2 protein-coding genes are annotated in these 1,072 nt (G+C 46.8%); both read right to left on the reverse strand.

The window, feature by feature from the left end; all coding sequences use genetic code 11:
- Window positions 1–308 (reverse strand): site-2 protease family protein (locus B3180_RS12060; protein ID WP_286844797.1); only part of this gene is annotated, 308 nt, incomplete at its 3' end.
- Window positions 305–1,072: 1-deoxy-D-xylulose-5-phosphate reductoisomerase (dxr, locus tag B3180_RS12065; protein ID WP_286844799.1), on the reverse strand; the 768-nt coding region annotated here is incomplete at its 5' end. The genes dxr and B3180_RS12060, both read right to left, overlap by 4 nt.

Below are 1,072 nucleotides of genomic sequence, written 5' to 3' on the forward strand. Positions count from 1 at the left end.
GCCGCTACTATGGCAAAACGTTTATAAACCGACTGTGCATTAAAGCTTACATCTCGCTCTTCTTCGGTAACATCATCAATGCGTTCATCCAGCATTCGAACATAACCGCCAAGAGGGATAACACCTAGTTGATAGACCGTACCGTCTTTTCCGGTACGCTTCCAAATAGCGCGACCAAAACCAACAGAAAAGGTTATTACCTTAACGCCACAGCGTCGAGCAACCCAAAAATGCCCGAACTCGTGAAACGCAACCAAAATTCCCAATGTGACAACAAACGAAAAGAAATACCAAATTGCGTCTATCACTGTGCGTACTCCTGCAACCATTGTTTAGCTGCTAAACGCGCTTTTTTATCGATAGCTAATAGCGTCTCGATGCTATCAGCCTCATGAGTTGTTACCGACTGTAATACGGAATCACAGACTTTAGCGATATCGGTAAAGCCCACCTGTTCCTGCAAAAACGCATCAACGGCTATTTCATTGGCAGCATTTAAGGCTGTCGTTGCCCACTGCCCTGCCCAACACGCTTCTATTGCAAGCTGCAGACAGGGATAGCGAGCTGACTCGGGCTGTTTAAACGTTAACTGTCCAATTTGAGTAAAATCCAGATTGGATACACCGCTTTCTAATCGCTCAGGATACCCCAGTGAATGGGCAATTGGGGTGCGCATATCAGGCTCCCCCATTTGCGCCAGAACCGAGCCATCGGTGTACTGGACCATAGAATGGATAACACTTTGAGGGTGAATCACCACTTTCAACTGTTCACGTGAGCAATTGAATAACCAGCGGGCTTCAATATATTCCAGTCCTTTATTAAGCATAGTGGCCGAATCGACAGATATCTTTCGTCCCATAGACCAGTTGGGATGGTTACATGCCGCCCCTGGAGTTTGTTTCGATAGCTCTTCAAGTGGTATATCCCGAAACGGGCCACCGGAGCCAGTTAATAACAGATGCTGAATACCATGCTCTGCTAAAGACATAGTGCCAACCAACTGCTGGGCAGCCTGGGGTAAGCACTGGAAAATAGCATTGTGTTCGCTGTCTACTGGTATTATTCGAGG

The organism is Idiomarina sp. UBA4206, assembly GCF_002383015.1.
In the GTDB taxonomy this organism is placed as follows: Bacteria; Pseudomonadota; Gammaproteobacteria; order Enterobacterales; family Alteromonadaceae; genus Idiomarina; species Idiomarina abyssalis.